The organism is Amycolatopsis eburnea (assembly GCF_003937945.1).
GTDB classification, from domain to species: domain Bacteria; phylum Actinomycetota; class Actinomycetes; order Mycobacteriales; family Pseudonocardiaceae; genus Amycolatopsis; species Amycolatopsis eburnea.
The window spans coordinates 238,187-251,137 of sequence record NZ_RSEC01000059.1; the positions used below are offsets into that span (position 1 = coordinate 238,187).

At 73.2% G+C, this 12,951-nt stretch carries 15 protein-coding genes; 14 read left to right on the plus strand and 1 reads right to left on the minus strand.

Going from position 1 to position 12,951, the window contains the following annotated elements:
- Window positions 1-42: 42 nt before the first annotated feature.
- The 3 genes from EIY87_RS33215 (at window position 43) to EIY87_RS33225 (ending at window position 2,007) form a co-directional block, all read left to right on the plus strand.
- Entirely contained in the window at window positions 43-726 is a 684-nt protein-coding gene (locus tag EIY87_RS33215; RefSeq protein ID WP_225440184.1) for a hypothetical protein, read from the plus strand.
- Between the two features lie 267 nt (window positions 727-993).
- Complete coding sequence (gene ppk2, locus EIY87_RS33220; RefSeq protein WP_125313862.1) at window positions 994-1,800, plus strand: polyphosphate kinase 2; 807 nt, start codon at window positions 994-996, stop codon at window positions 1,798-1,800.
- Window positions 1,801-1,815: 15 nt separating this feature from the next.
- Window positions 1,816-2,007 carry a hypothetical protein gene (locus EIY87_RS33225; RefSeq protein ID WP_125313863.1) on the plus strand — a complete coding sequence of 64 codons (192 nt, stop codon included), beginning with the start codon at window positions 1,816-1,818 and terminating at the stop codon, window positions 2,005-2,007.
- On the opposite strand, the gene EIY87_RS47835 is transcribed toward EIY87_RS33225, so the two are convergent.
- Entirely contained in the window at window positions 1,998-2,216 is a 219-nt protein-coding gene (locus EIY87_RS47835) for a hypothetical protein (RefSeq protein ID WP_158641400.1), read from the minus strand. The two genes, EIY87_RS33225 and EIY87_RS47835, sit on opposite strands and share 10 nt — an antisense overlap.
- A 362-nt stretch (window positions 2,217-2,578) precedes the next feature.
- Here EIY87_RS47835 and EIY87_RS33235 point away from each other — a divergent pair, with 362 nt between their 5' ends.
- The 11 genes from EIY87_RS33235 to EIY87_RS33285 all read left to right on the plus strand — a co-directional run bounded on the left by EIY87_RS33235 (window position 2,579) and on the right by EIY87_RS33285 (window position 12,508).
- On the plus strand, window positions 2,579-3,361 hold the full coding sequence (locus EIY87_RS33235) for a universal stress protein (RefSeq protein ID WP_125313865.1): 783 nt from the start codon (window positions 2,579-2,581) through the stop codon (window positions 3,359-3,361).
- A gap of 11 nt (window positions 3,362-3,372) precedes the next feature.
- Window positions 3,373-3,960, plus strand: coding sequence for a CBS domain-containing protein (locus tag EIY87_RS33240; RefSeq protein ID WP_125313866.1), 588 nt, complete (start codon window positions 3,373-3,375; stop codon window positions 3,958-3,960).
- Window positions 3,957-4,481, plus strand: coding sequence for a flavodoxin domain-containing protein (locus tag EIY87_RS33245; RefSeq protein ID WP_125313867.1), 525 nt, complete (start codon window positions 3,957-3,959; stop codon window positions 4,479-4,481). Before EIY87_RS33240 ends, EIY87_RS33245 begins: the two co-directional genes overlap by 4 nt.
- Complete coding sequence (locus EIY87_RS33250) at window positions 4,478-5,857, plus strand: DUF4389 domain-containing protein (protein ID WP_125313868.1); 1,380 nt, start codon at window positions 4,478-4,480, stop codon at window positions 5,855-5,857. Before EIY87_RS33245 ends, EIY87_RS33250 begins: the two co-directional genes overlap by 4 nt.
- Before the next feature lie 13 nt (window positions 5,858-5,870).
- Window positions 5,871-6,077, plus strand: a complete 207-nt coding sequence (locus EIY87_RS33255) for a DUF1918 domain-containing protein (protein ID WP_125313869.1) — start codon at window positions 5,871-5,873, stop codon at window positions 6,075-6,077.
- Window positions 6,061-6,966, plus strand: a complete 906-nt coding sequence (locus EIY87_RS33260) for a universal stress protein (protein WP_125313870.1) — start codon at window positions 6,061-6,063, stop codon at window positions 6,964-6,966. Before EIY87_RS33255 ends, EIY87_RS33260 begins: the two co-directional genes overlap by 17 nt.
- On the plus strand, window positions 6,963-7,370 hold the full coding sequence (locus EIY87_RS33265) for a hypothetical protein (protein WP_125313871.1): 408 nt from the start codon (window positions 6,963-6,965) through the stop codon (window positions 7,368-7,370). Before EIY87_RS33260 ends, EIY87_RS33265 begins: the two co-directional genes overlap by 4 nt.
- Before the next feature lie 73 nt (window positions 7,371-7,443).
- Window positions 7,444-8,574 (plus strand): CHAD domain-containing protein, encoded by a 1,131-nt coding sequence (locus tag EIY87_RS33270; RefSeq protein ID WP_125313872.1) that lies wholly within the window; start codon window positions 7,444-7,446, stop codon window positions 8,572-8,574.
- Between the two features lie 81 nt (window positions 8,575-8,655).
- A complete protein-coding gene (locus tag EIY87_RS33275) occupies window positions 8,656-9,264 on the plus strand; it encodes a CBS domain-containing protein (protein WP_125313873.1) in 609 nt (202 codons plus the stop codon).
- Entirely contained in the window at window positions 9,261-10,166 is a 906-nt protein-coding gene (locus tag EIY87_RS33280; RefSeq protein WP_125313874.1) for a universal stress protein, read from the plus strand. The genes EIY87_RS33275 and EIY87_RS33280 overlap by 4 nt, the downstream gene beginning before the upstream one ends.
- A complete protein-coding gene (locus EIY87_RS33285; protein WP_125313875.1) occupies window positions 10,163-12,508 on the plus strand; it encodes a phosphoketolase family protein in 2,346 nt (781 codons plus the stop codon). Before EIY87_RS33280 ends, EIY87_RS33285 begins: the two co-directional genes overlap by 4 nt.
- The last annotated feature ends 443 nt before the right edge of the window (window positions 12,509-12,951 follow it).

Genomic DNA, 12,951 nt, shown 5'->3' on the forward strand with positions numbered 1-12,951 from the left:
GCCGAGTGCGGCGACGGCCTGACCGGATTCATGCCGCCGGCGATGCCTGACGCGGTGTGGGTGCTCAACGCCATGTACGAGCACGAGCTGGGGCAGGCCGACGTTTCCTACCACGAGTACCACCAGGCACGGCTGGCGGACGGTAGCGTCCGGCCCCTCGTCGGCGGCATCGACCTGGAAGCGGTGTCCGTGACGACGGGCGGTGGGCTGGGCCGCGCGGAGCACCCCGGTGCGGGGTGGCGGCGGCTGCGCTGGGCGGAACTCGCCGAGCGCACCGGCGACCCCGTCGTTCCCGACGGGCTGCTGCCCGGTCACCGGTGCTTCCCTTCGGTGAAGAAGGAGGGCAGCTGGCCGCTCGGCATCGTCCCGCCCACCGAGGGCAGCCTCGACCGGGAGACCTGGCTGCGGCTGATCGACGTCCTCACCGAGCAGAGCCCCGCCGGTCCGGACACCCGCTGCCTGGCCTACTACAGCCCGGCGACGCTCGGGTTCCACGACCTCGAGCACCTCACCGTCCGCGAGGGACGCCTCGGCGACGCCGCGTCCTTGTACGACGATCCCGAGGTCGACTTCAGCCCCTCGAACCTCTGGGCCGAGGACCGCTCTTGGTGCCTCTGCACCGACTACGACCTGTGGGGTACCAAGGTCGCCGGCCCTCGGGCCCTGATCGAGGCGCTGCTCGGCGACGTCGAACTCGAAGCGGTACGGCTGCCCTGGGCGGCCTGACCCGGGTCACTTCCGGCGGGAGTCCACCGGCCCCCAGCCCCGGCGCGCCGGACGCGAAGCCGCCGCCCGGTCGCGAGACCGGTAGACGACATACGGCGCGGATGTCGGCCGGGCGCCCGAGCGGGAACGTGGCATGCATGCCTCGACCGTCCGCCCCGAACGCGATCCCGGGAGGGCCGCACCGCCTCGGAGCGGGGGACCAAAGACCCCGGCTCCGCCGACGTCCGGCCGCAGCACGGAAGGCCACCGGGTTCGTAGCGTCGGGGCATGCCCGGAACCAAGAAGCTTCCACGCGCGGACTACGAGCGCGAACTGCTGCGCCTGCAGGCCGAGCTGGTGAAGCTCCAGGAATGGGTCCGGGCCGAAGGGGCCCGGCTGGTCGTGGTGTTCGAGGGCCGGGACGCCGCCGGGAAGGGCAGCACGATCAAGCGCGTCACCGAGCACCTCAACCCCCGAGTGGTGCGGATCGCGGCGCTGCCCGGCCCGACCGAGCGCGAGCGGACGCAGTGGTACTTCCAGCGCTACATCGAGCACCTGCCCGCCGCGGGCGAGATCGTCTTGTTCGACCGCAGCTGGTACAACCGCGCCGGCGTCGAACGGGTGATGGGGTTCTGCAGCCCCGAGGAGCACCGGCGGTTCCTGCAGCAGTGCCCGATCTTCGAACGGCTGCTCGTCGACGACGGCATCCTGCTCCGCAAGTACTGGTTCTCCGTCAGCGTCGAAGAGCAGGAACGCCGGTTCCGCGCGCGTATCGGCGACCCGATGCGCCGCTGGAAGCTCTCGACCATCGACCTGCAGTCGGTGACCCACTGGGAGGACTACTCGCGGGCGAAGGACGACATGTTCGTGCACACCGACACCGCCGAATCCCCTTGGTACGTCGTGGAAAGCGAGGAGAAACGGCGCGGGCGGCTGAACATGATCGCGCACCTGCTCGCCAGCGTGCCCTACTACGAGGTGCCCCGCCAGGCGGTGTCGCTGCCCCCACGGCCGGAGCCGACCGGCTACTTCCGGCCCGACCGGCGGCTGCAGACCTACGTCCCCGACCACGCGGCGACCCTGCTGCCGCACTGAACCGGAGGCGGAACCGTGGACGACAAGGAAAAGGCGGCCATCGAAGCCGAAGCACGCCGGGACGTCGCCGAGCGCGGGCGGCACGGGCCGTATGTCGGCCGGTACCTGCACGTGGTCGAGCACCACGCGATCAAGGAGAACGAAGAGGACCTTCCGCCGGCTGCCGCGGACGAACCGCGGCAGCCGGCGGGAGAACGTCAGGCCTGATCGGTGCGCTCGTAGGCGGCGAGGGACCGTTCCCGGGCCTTCGCCGCCACCGTGCGGACGAGGGCCGTGTGCACCGAGCCGACGGCCGGTCGGGCGATCCGCCAGTAACGGCGGAACTTCAGCCAGCTCTGCGGATCACTCATCCGGACCCGCGTGTGCACGGTCAGCACCGTGCGGTGCGCGCCGTACGGCACCACCGACACGGCCATCACGAGCTTGCCGAAGCCGGGCTCGTCGAACGCCGCGAACTCGGCGCCCGGCCGGTCGCCGAGCAGGGGCCATTCGGATCCGGCGTCGAGGTCGTCGGCCGTCAGGCGGGTCCGGCGGCGGGGCGGGCCGTGCCGCCGGTCGTGCCACCGTTCCGGCAGCGCGCGCAGCCATCCCGGGGCGGAACCACGCCGCCTTGGACGTCGGTGAAGTCGAGTTCGCGCGCCGCGGAGTAGGTCTCCTTCGCCGGCGCGTCCACGACGCGAACAGGCGGATTTGGTCCCCGGTGAAAAGGACTTCGGGCCCTGACCGGCGAGTACCCGCCCCACCCATGCTGGACCTCCCGGACCCGCAGGAGGAGCTCATGACCGCAAACCGGCCGGTGGTCGTCGGGGTGGATGCCTCGGCACCGTCGTTGGCCGCTGTCCGCTGGGCAGCGCGGGAAGCAGGGCGGCGCGACGCCACCCTGCGCCTGCTGCACGCCTGCGTCTTCGAGGGCACACCCGCGCACGAGCCCGACGAGCTGCTGCTGGAGCACATCTACCGCTGGCTGCACCACGCGGCCGGGATCGCCCGCGACCGGGCACCCGGCGTGCGGGTCGAGACGGTGGTCCGGCTCGGCCTCGCAGCCGACCTGCTGCTCGCCGAGGCGGCGGACGCGGCTCTGGTCGTCCTCGGTTCGCACGGCCTCGGCGGCTTGCGCGGCGCGCTGATCGGTTCGGTCGCCCTGCGGGTGGCCGCTGAAGCGCCTTGCCCGGTCGTCGTGGTGCCCGGGCACCAGCCGGACCGGCGGGGACCCGTCGTCGCGGGCTTCGACCGGTCCGAATCGAGCGACCACGCGCTGCGGTTCGCCTTCGAGGAGGCGGCCGCGATCCGGGCACCGGTGCTGGTCGTCCACGCCGGGGAGGACGACGCCGAGCTGGCGGCCCGCGCCGCGGACTGGCGCCGCAAGTACCCGGAGCTCGAGGTCGGCACCCAGGTCGTGCGGGACCGGGTCCCGGCTCGTGCGCTGCGGCGCGCCGCCCCGGACGCCCGCTTGATCGTCATCGGCACGCGAGGCCGCGGCCCGGTCGCGGGCGGGCTGCTGGGCTCGACCGGCAACGCACTGCTCGCGCACGCGGCCTGCCCGGTCGCGGTCGTGCACTGAAAGGAATCGAAGTGAAGGCACGCGACATCATGACCAGGCCCGTGGTCCGGGTCGGCCCGGCCACGCCGGTCCGCGAAGCGATCGTGCTGCTCACCGAGCACTGCGTCGCCGCACTGCCGGTGGTGGGCGAGGACGACGCGGTGCTCGGCGTGTTCACCGAGGCCGACGCGCTCCGCAGCGGTGTCGCCGGGCGGGGCCCGGGCCCGGAAGTGCTGGTGGCCACCACGATGACGGCACCCGCCGAAACGGTCGGGCTCGACACCGACGTCACCGAGATCGCCCGGCGCATGCTCGGCGACCGGTTGCGCAGCATCCCGGTGGTCGACGACGACGGCGTGCTCGTCGGCATCGTCAGCCGGCGCGACATGCTGAGCCCGCTGGTGCGCCAGGACGACTCGATCGCCTCCCACCTCAACGCGCTGCTCACCGACTACTCCGGGCACCGCGACCGGTGGACGGTCTCCGTCACCGGCGGCATGGTGACGATCGGGGGCGGGTTCACCGACGAGGCCGAGCGCCGGGTGGTGGCGGCGCTGGCGAAGACGGTCTACGGCGTCGTCGGCGTCGAGCTGTGGGAAGAAGCGTCGGTGCGGACATGAAGATCCTCGTCGCGGTGGCCACCCGGCACGGGGCCACCAGGGAGATCGCCGAGGCCGTGGGCACCGCGCTCGGCGCCGCGCTGACCGACGCCGGGATGTGGTCGCTGGTCGAGGTCCGGGACGCGGGCCTGGTGCACTCGGTCGAGGGCTTCGACGCTGTGGTCCTCGGCAGCGCCGTCTACCTGGGACACTGGCTCGAGCCGGCCAGAAAGCTCGCGGAGTCCTTTTCGGACGAACTCCACCGGGTGCCGGTCTGGCTCTTCTCGAGCGGCCCGGTCGGCGTGCAGAAGGGCCCGGCGGAGGAGCCCGTCGCCGTCGAAGACCTCGTACGGCGGCTGGACGCCCGCGGTGACCGGCTCTTCGGCGGCAAGATCGACCGCCACCTCTTGACGTTCCCCGAGCGCGCCGTCGTGACGGCGCTGCGGGTGCCCGATGCCGACAACCGGGACTGGCCCTCGATCCGTGCCTGGGGGCGCGAGATCGGGGCGAGCCTGGCCCACGCGGAAAGGAGCGTGCCGTGACCGGCTACCCGGTCCGGGTCGAGGCGACTCTGGACGAGCCCCTGTCCCGCGGGCTCTGGCTGGTGAAGTGGCTGCTGGCCATCCCGCACTACGTGATCCTGGCGTTCCTGTGGGTCGCCTACCCGTTCGCCACGATTGCGGCGTTCTTCGCGATCCTGGTGACCGGCCGGTACCCGCGGCCGCTGTTCGAGTTCACCGCCGGGGTGCTGCGCTGGAGCTGGCGGGTGCAGTACTACTCCTACGCCGCGCTGGGCACCGACCGGTACCCGCCGTTCACCCTGGCCGACGTCCCGCACTACCCGGCCCGGCTCGACATCGCCTACCCGGAACGGCTTTCGCGCGGACTGGTGCTGGTGAAGTGGTGGCTGCTGGCCATCCCGCACTTCATCGTCGTGGGCCTGTTCGTCGGCGGCGGCAGCTGGCTGGCGTCCCGCACGAGCGACGGCACCTTCGACTGGGCCGCCGGCGGTCTCGTCGGCGTGCTGGTCCTCGTCGCGGGTGTGGTGCTGCTGTTCACCGGCCGCTACCCCCGGCCGATCTTCGACTTCGTCCTCGGCATGGACCGCTGGGTGCTGCGCGTGGCGGCCTATGTGTCGTTGATGACCGACGAGTACCCGCCGTTCCGGCTGGACATGGGCGGCGCGGAAGCCGGTCACGAGCCGCCGCACCCGCAGGCGCCCCACCCCCACGCGGCAGGCTGGACCGCCGGGCGGATCGCCGCCGCGGTCACCGGCGGCGTGCTGGTGCTCGGTTCGATGGGCCTGATCACCGGGGGCGGGGCCGTGCTGTGGGCCGACCGCACCCAGCGCGACGCGGACGGCTACCTCACCGCCGCCACCACGTTCGGCTCCGGCGGGTACGCCGTGGCCACCGACCCGGTGCGGCTGGAGGGGGTGTCCGTGCCGAAGCTCGAAAGCTTCCTCGGCGACGTCCGGATCCGGGTGACGGACACCGGCGGCCGCCCGGTTTTCGTGGGCATCGGCCGCACCGCCGACGTCGAGCGCTACCTGGCCGCGACCGAGTACACGACCGCGGGCGACCGCACGCACCTCGGTGGAGCTCCGGCCGTCCCGCCCGGCGACGCCGGGGTGTGGGCCGCGAGCGCGTCCGGCGCGGGAACGCAGACCGTCGCGTGGCCGGTGTCGGCCGGTCAGTGGACCGCCGTGGTGATGAACGCGGACTCCTCGCGCGGGATCTCCGTGCGCGCCGAAGCGGGTGCGACCGCGCCGGCGCTCGGCTGGATCGCCTTGGCGCTGCTGGCGTCCGGTCTCGTGGTGCTGGCCGGCGGCGTCGTCCTGATCGGCGTGGCCGCGCACCGCGCCGCGCACCGCCCGGCGGCTCCGACCGCCCCCGAGCCGTCCACTGTGGACATCTGAGAGAGGAACGACCATGCACGCACAGCCGGGCGACTGGCTCGTCGTCAAGGGACCGTGGGTCGACGCGCCCGAACAGCGCGGCCGGATCCTCGAGGTCCGCTCGGCCGGCGGGGCACCGCCGTACGTCGTCCGCTGGACCGCCGACGACCGCGCCCGCACCCGGTTCGACCGGGTGCAGCGGTTCATCCACGAGGGAGACGGCGATGTCCGGGTTCGTTGACGGCGCCGTCGTCGCCGGGATCGACGGCTCGGGCTCCGCGGTGCAGGCCGCGGTGTGGGCCGGCGCGGAGGCCGTGCGCCGTGGGCGGCCACTGCGCCTGGTGCAGGTCTACGCGCTGCCGCAGGTGAAGGCGCCCGTCGCGTTCGGCACGCACGAGCAGGTCCGGGCCGGGCTGGCCGAGCGGGCCGGAGGCTGGCTGGCCGACGCGGAGGCCGCGGTGCTCGCCGAGCACCCCGGCCTGGACGTCGGCACCGCGGCCCGCGAGTGGAGCCCGGTCACCGCGCTGGTCCAGGAGTCGCAGCACGCCGAGCTGATCGTGCTCGGCTCGCGCGGGCTGGGCGGGTTCACCGGCCTGCTCGTCGGCTCGACCGCCGTCGCGGTGGCCGCGCACACGCACTGCCCGGTCATCGTCGTCCGGGGCCCGACCCCGGACGAGCCGCCGCCGAGCACCGGGCCGGTGGTCGTCGGGTCCGACGGTTCGCCCGACAGCGAGGCCGCCATCGGCTTCGCCTGCGAAGAGGCGCGGTTGCGCGGCACGGCGCTGGTCGCGGTGCACACCTGGAGCGACGTCCTCGCCGACGGCATGCTCCGCCCGCACCCGCTGCGTGAGGACCCGGCCGAGATCGAGGCCGCCGAACGCGGCAAGCTGGCCGAGCAGGTGGCGGGCTGGCAGCGCAAGTATCCGGAGCTCGCGATCGAGCTGGAGGTCGTGCGCGGCCGCCCGGTGCGCACGCTGCTGGAGCGCGGCGAGAACGCGCAGCTGATCGTGGTCGGCTGCCGCGGCCGCGGCGGGTTCACCGGCATGCTGCTCGGCTCGACGAGCCAGGCGCTGATCGCGCACTCGCCGTGCCCGGTGGCGGTCGTGCGGCCGGCCGGGAGCACGAGGTGACCACCGCTCGGACCCGCGCCACGATGCGCCTGCTGGCGACGTTCGAAACGCTGCTCGCCGCGAGCGCGGTGTACGGCGGCGTTTCGCTGGTGGCGCGGGCGCCGGGGTTCACGATGCCGGTCGAGTGGCTGGCGCCGCTCGGGCTGACCAGCTGGGTGCTGCCCGGCGTCGCGCTCGTGCTCGTCGTCGGCGGGTCGGCGGCCGTGGCGTCGGTGTTCGCCTGGCGGATCGACTTCCGGGCGCCGGTCGCGGCACTGGCCGCGTGCACCGTGCTCGCTGGCTGGCTGGCGATCCAGTTCGGGGTGATCGGCGTGCGTGCCCCGATCCAGTGGGTGACCGTGGGGCTGCTGGCGGTGCTGCTCGGGCTCGCGATGCTGGCCCGGCATCGGCTGGGGGCGTCATGAGCGAGCTTGCGAGCGAATCATTCAACACTGCGCGGTCCGCTCAGGCCGCACCGAGCGTCAGCGAGGTGTGCGCATGAGCGCCACCGTGACCAGCCTGCACGAGACCGAGTTCTTCGACACCGAATCGCTGCGGCTGCTCCGGCACGGCCTCACGCTGGGCATCCAGGCCGGCCGCTGGTGGCTCGACACCCCGGACGGGCCGATCAGCCTGGCCGGCTCGGACCGCGGCGTGCCGCCGACGCTGTCCCGGCTCGTGCGCGCCTACACCCGCGACGACCGGCTGGTTCCCGTCGCACGGCTCCGGGGCGGCCGGGAGGACCTGCGGGCGCGCCTGGGCGGCCGGATCGCGGTGCCGCCCCGGCCCCACGACGGTTCGGCCAGGGGCGTGGTCCTGGAGTACGTGCGGACGCAGATCGCCGCGCTGGCCGCCGCGGACCTGGCCGTCCGGCGGGGGATGCCCGATTCGGTGCACCGGCTGCGCGTCGCCGCGCGGCGCCTGCGCGGGGCCTTCACCGCGTACGCGCCGGCGCTGGGCGGCCGGAAGCTGCTGAAGGAGTTCGGCGGGGCCCTGCGCTGGCTGGGCGGGGAGCTCGCACCCGCCCGTGACACCGAAGTCCAGTGGGCGCGGTCCCGGACCTGGGCGCACGAGCGGACGGACGCCTACTTCGCCCAGCTCACCGAGGACGCCAACGCCCGCGTGCGGCGCGCGCTGGACAGCTACCGGTACCTGCAGCTGCTCAACGCCCTCGACGTGCTCGAAGTGGTGCTCAGCGAACAGCCCCGCGACGAGTGGGCCCCAGCGGCCCGCCGCCCGGCCGCGAAGGTCCTGCCCCGGCTGGCCCGCGCGGTGGCCGAAGACGTGGACGGGCGGGTCGCCGCCCTGGCCACGGCACCCGATCGGGCGCGCGCCGTCCACGACATCCGGAAGGCCACCAAGCGGCTCCGGTACGCCCTCGAAGCCGGCGCGGCCGTCATCCCCGTGGACCCCAAAGCGCTGAGGGCCTTCCAGGACCTGCTCGGCGAGTTCCAAGACGCCGTGGTCGCCCGCGGGCACCTGCGCGTCCTCCAGGCGCGCCACGGCGGGTTCGAAGCGGTCCTGGCCGCCGAGGCGGACACCGCCGACCGGTGCGTGGAGGAGCTGCCCGCGGCGTGGCGGCGGCTCGACCTCGGTCCTTTGTGGACCTGGCCGGGCGAAGGGACGTAAGTCCCCGCGACCGGTGACCGATGACGGCGGTGGCCGGGGACCGGTCTTCCTAGATTGGTGAGGACTGGAAAGGAATTCCCGATGCGAGCACGCGACCTGATGACCACGCCGGTGATCACCGTGCAGCCCTCGACGTCCGCCAAGGAGGCGGCCGAGCTGCTGGCTGCGCACGGCTTCACCGCACTGCCGGTGGTCGACGACGACCGGCTGGTCGGCATCGTCACCGAGGCCGACCTGATCCGTGGCCGCATCCCGGCCGACCCCCGGTACGTCCACGAACCGCACGCGGCACCGCAGGCGGGCAAGACCGTCGGCGACCTGATGACCACCCCGGTCACCGCGATGAGCACCGGCACCGACGTCGCCGATCTGTGCCAGGCACTGGTGGACGCCCGGATCCGGGCGATGCCGATCGTCGACGGCTCGGCCGTCGTGGGCATCGTGACCCGCGGTGACGTCGTCCGGGTGCTCGCCCGGGAGGACGTCGAGATCGCCCGGGACGTCAAGCACCGCCTGGAGATCTACGGCGGCAGCGGCCGCTGGGCGGTCGACGTCCGCGACGGGTTCGTGCACATCACCGACCAGTTCGACGACGACTCCGACCGGCACGTCGCCCAGTTGCTGGCGCTCGCTGTCCCCGGGGTGGTCGCCGCAGAAACCGCATACGCGGGTGAGGAGCGGACGCGATGACCGCCAACGATCCGAGGATCACCGTCGGCGTCGACGGCTCGGCCGGTTCGGCCGCCGCCGTCACGTGGGCGGCGGAACTCGCCTCCCGGCGTCACCTCCAGCTGAAGATCGTGCACGGCCTGCAGGTCGCCGGCCTCTACTACGGCGGCGGCATGACCGGCATCGGCGCGGCGGCGCTGTTCGAGGCGGTGCGGAAGGACGGCGAGCGGGCCGTCGCCGACGCCCGCTCCCTCGCCGCGTCGGTCGACAAGGATCTCGTCGTCGTGACCGAGCTGCCCAACGACCCGCCGGTGCCGATGCTGATCGACGAGTCCCGGCACGCCCGGCTGCTCGTCGTCGGCCGGACCGGCACCGGCGGGTTCACCGGCATGCTGGTCGGCGGGACCGCGGCCACCGTCGCCGCCCACGCGCACTGCCCGGTCGCCGTCGTCCGCGGGCGCCACGATTCAGCGGCCGTCCCCGGGGCGGGCCCGGTGGCGGTCGGCGTCGACGGCAGCCCGAACAGCGAGCAGGCGATCGCCGTCGCGTTCGAGGAAGCCTCGCTGCGCGGCGTCCCGCTGGTCGCGGTGCACGCCTGGAACGACATCGCCTACGAGGACACGCGCGGTACCGCCCGGATCCTCACCCAGCCGGAAAGCCTCGAAGGGGACGAAGACCGGTTACTGGCCGAGCGGCTCGCCGGCTGGCCGGAGAAGTACCCGGACGTCGAGATCCGGCGCGTGCTCGTACGCGACCGGCCCCGGGACGCGCTGCTCGAGATCTCCGGGGAAGCGCAGCTGGTCGTCGTGGGCAGCCGCGGGCGCGGCGGGTTCACCGGCATGCTCTTGGGCTCGACCAGCCAGGCGCTGATCCAGCACGCCCAGTGCCCGGTGCTCGTGGTCCGCCCGGAGCGGAAGGCATGACCGCCGTCGAAGCCCGACCTTCGGCGCTGAGCGGCACCGAACTCGCCCAGGTGGACGCCCTCTGGCGGGCCGCGAACTACCTCTCGGCCGGCCAGATCTACCTGATGGCGAACCCGCTGCTGCGCGAACCGCTGCGGTCCGAGCACATCAAGCCGAGGCTGCTCGGGCATTGGGGGACCTCGCCCGGCCTGAACTTCGTCTACGCGCACCTGAACCGGGCGATCCTCGCCCACGACCTGAACGCCATGCTGGTCACCGGCCCGGGCCACGGCGGCCCGGCCCTGCTGGCCAACACGTGGCTCGAAGGAAGCTACTCCGAGGCGTGGCCCGAGGTCACGCGGGACGCCGCCGGGATGGCGGAGCTGTTCAAGCAGTTCTCGTTCCCCGGCGGCGTGCCGAGCCACGTGGCCCCGCAGGTGCCCGGGTCGATCCACGAAGGCGGCGAGCTGGGCTACTCGCTCGCGCACGCCTTCGGAGCCGCGTTCGACAACCCCGGACTGCTCGTCGCCTGCGTGGTCGGGGACGGCGAGGCCGAGACCGGTCCGCTGGCAACGTCGTGGCACGCCAACAAGTTCCTCGACCCGGTCCGCGATGGCGCGGTGCTGCCGATCCTGCACCTCAACGGGTACAAGATCGCCAACCCGACCGTGTTGTCGCGCATCCCGCCGGAGGAGCTGGACGCGTTGCTGCGCGGCTACGGCTACGCGCCGATCCACGTCGAAGGCAGCGATCCCGATGCGATGCACCAGGCGATGGCCGCCGCGCTCGACTCGGCCGTCGCCACTCTCGCCGAGCGTCGCGGTGTGTGGCCGATGATCGTGCTGCGCAGCCCCAAGGGCTGGACCGGTCCGTCCGTTGTGGACGGTCTGCCGGTCGAGGGGAGCTGGCGCTCGCACCAGGTCCCGCTCGCCGAGGTCCGGCACAACGCGGAGCACCTGATGCAGCTGGAGGACTGGCTGCTCTCGTACCGGCCCGCGGAGTTGTTCGACGAGTCCGGCCGCCCGGTCGCCGACGTCACGGCGATGATCCCGGCGGGGGAGCGGCGGATGGGCGCGAACCCGCACGCCAACGGGGGCGTGCTGCTGCGGCCGTTGACGCTGCCGGACATCGCGGCCCACGCGGTGCGGGTGCCGGCACCGGGAGCGACGGTGGCCGAGCCGACCCGGGTGCTGGGCCGGTTCCTGCGGGACGTCTTCGCGCTCAACGCCGACCGGGCGAACTTCCGCTTGTTCGGCCCGGACGAGACGGCGTCCAACCGCCTCGACGCGGTCTACGACGTCACGGCGAAGGAGTGGCAGGCGGCGGTCGAACCGGTCGACGAGCACCTGGCCCGTGACGGCCGCGTGCTCGAAGTGCTCTCGGAGCACCTGTGCCAGGGCTGGCTGGAGGGTTACCTGTTGTCGGGACGGCACGGGCTGTTCTCCTGCTACGAGGCGTTCGTGCACATCGTCGACTCGATGGTGAACCAGCACGTCAAGTGGCTGCGCGTGCACCGGCAGATCCCGTGGCGGAGGCCGGTCGCGTCGCTGAACTACCTGCTCACCTCGCACGTGTGGCGCCAGGACCACAACGGCTTCTCCCACCAGGACCCCGGGTTCGTCGACCACGTCGCCAACAAGAGCTCCGAGGTCGTGCGCGTCTACTTCCCGCCGGACACCAACACGCTCCTGGAGGTCGCGGCGCACTGCCTGCGTTCCCGCGATTACGTGAACGTGGTGGTGGCGGGGAAGAACGACAGCCCGAACTGGCTCGACGCCGAGCAGGCCGCGCTGCACTGCGCCCGCGGGGTGAGCATCTGGGAGTGGGCGAGCACGCACACCGACCGCGAGCCGGACGTCGTCCTCGCCTGCGCGGGTGACGCTCCCACGCTGGAAGTCCTGGCGGCCGCGAAGATCCTGCGGGAGGAACTGCCTTCGCTGGCGGTGCGGGTGGTGAACGTCGTCGACCTGATGCGCTTGCAGCCGGCCGACGAGCACCCGCACGGCCTGAGCGACCGGGAGTACGACGCGCTCTTCACCCCGGACCGCCCGGTGATCTTCGCCTACCACGGCTACCCGTGGCTGATCCACCGCTTGGCCTACCGCCGCACGGGTCACCACGACCTGCACGTCCGCGGCTACACCGAGCACGGCACGACGACGACGCCGTTCGACATGCTGGTGCTCAACCACATGGACCGGTTCCAGCTGGTCACCGACGTGATCGACCGGGTGCCCGGACTGGCCGCGACGGCGGGGGTGCTGCGGCAGCGGATGACCGAGGCCCAGGGACGGCACCGGAGGTGGATCCGCGCCCACGGTGAGGACCTGCCGGAGATCCGGAACTGGACCTGGGAGGGTTGAGACGGGCCCGCCGCGGTTCCTTCCGCGGCGGCCCTTCCGCGGTCGGCTCACCCCTGTGACAGCGCGAATTCGACGTAGGCCCGGTCCCTTGCGGGCCGGGCCCGGAACCGGCACCCCGCGCACGCCTCCGTTCGGATGGCGGCCGTGCTCCGAAGCCCACGCGAACAGAGCCCCGGCCGCGACCTCCGCCTGGCTGTCGGCGACCCAGGGACCGGGCGTCTCCTGCCGGACGAACGCTTCCTGGTGCGCCGGCTCGGCGCGCAGGCTCAGGTCTGGTTTTCCAGCTCGTCCGGGTTCACCATGACCGGTTTCCTTCCCTGAGGGTGACCGACGAGGCGGTCCACCCGCACGCGCCGGGCGGCGTGCTCTGCTTCGGCCGCGGTCCGGGCGAGAACTCACCGATGCCGACCGTGCTCATGGCGGGCTCCTCGTCCCCGCGCGAG

Coding starts and splice junctions, on each gene's coding strand:
- EIY87_RS33215 (WP_225440184.1), top strand. CDS start 43: ATGCCTGACGCGGTGTGGGTGCTCAACGCCATGTACGAGCACGAGCTG.
- ppk2 (WP_125313862.1), top strand. CDS start 994: ATGCCCGGAACCAAGAAGCTTCCACGCGCGGACTACGAGCGCGAACTG.
- EIY87_RS47835 (WP_158641400.1), bottom strand. CDS start 2,216: ATGGCCGTGTCGGTGGTGCCGTACGGCGCGCACCGCACGGTGCTGACC.
- EIY87_RS33235 (WP_125313865.1), top strand. CDS start 2,579: ATGACCGCAAACCGGCCGGTGGTCGTCGGGGTGGATGCCTCGGCACCG.
- EIY87_RS33245 (WP_125313867.1), top strand. CDS start 3,957: ATGAAGATCCTCGTCGCGGTGGCCACCCGGCACGGGGCCACCAGGGAG.
- EIY87_RS33255 (WP_125313869.1), top strand. CDS start 5,871: ATGCACGCACAGCCGGGCGACTGGCTCGTCGTCAAGGGACCGTGGGTC.
- EIY87_RS33260 (WP_125313870.1), top strand. CDS start 6,061: ATGTCCGGGTTCGTTGACGGCGCCGTCGTCGCCGGGATCGACGGCTCG.
- EIY87_RS33270 (WP_125313872.1), top strand. CDS start 7,444: ATGAGCGCCACCGTGACCAGCCTGCACGAGACCGAGTTCTTCGACACC.
- EIY87_RS33275 (WP_125313873.1), top strand. CDS start 8,656: ATGCGAGCACGCGACCTGATGACCACGCCGGTGATCACCGTGCAGCCC.
- EIY87_RS33280 (WP_125313874.1), top strand. CDS start 9,261: ATGACCGCCAACGATCCGAGGATCACCGTCGGCGTCGACGGCTCGGCC.
- EIY87_RS33285 (WP_125313875.1), top strand. CDS start 10,163: ATGACCGCCGTCGAAGCCCGACCTTCGGCGCTGAGCGGCACCGAACTC.